At 61.7% G+C, this 608-nt stretch carries 1 protein-coding gene; it reads left to right on the forward strand.

Going from position 1 to position 608, the window contains the following annotated elements; all coding sequences use genetic code 11:
- Positions 1-608, forward strand: a 608-nt coding sequence (locus ACSU1L_RS16420) for an IS30 family transposase (protein ID WP_439256522.1), incomplete at both ends; no start/stop codon positions are given.

Consider the following 608-nt stretch of genomic DNA (forward strand, 5'->3'; position numbering starts at 1 on the left):
CGCCCGAAGCCGTTCACGCTGATCGAGAACACGGTGCTATGCCGGTTGATCGAGGTCTGGATGGATGAGGGATGGAGTCCGATGCTGATTTCGTCAATGTTGGAGTTCTACTTCCCGGATGATCAGACTATGCAGGTGAGTCACGAGACGATCTATCAGGCCCTCTATGTTCAGACCCGCGGAAAATTGCGGGCGGATCTCGCCGAGAAGCTCTCCTTGAAGCGGAAGAGGCGTGTCCCTCACACGGCAGAGCGGCGCAAGAACAGCCCCTATAAGGAGGCGTTCAAGATTAGCGAGCGGCCAGCCGAAGTCGAGGATCGGGCCGTGCCTGGGCATTGGGAAGGGGACCTCATCATCGGGAGTGATGGGACCGCGATCGGCACGCTCGTCGAGCGCGCGACGCGCTTCACGATCCTGCTGCACCTGCCCGAGAACCATACCGCTGACGCCGTCGCTGCGGCGATGATCCGAGAGATGGGCAACCTCCCCGAGCACCTGCGCCGCTCGATCACCTGGGACCGCGGAACCGAGCTCGCCGAATACGCCACGATCCAGACCGCACTGGATGCAACGCTTTATTTCTGCGACCCGCACTCGCCCTGGCAGCG

Origin of the sequence: Microbacterium sp. A94, assembly GCF_051842855.1 — a bacterium.
Lineage (GTDB): Bacteria > Actinomycetota > Actinomycetes > Actinomycetales > Microbacteriaceae > Microbacterium.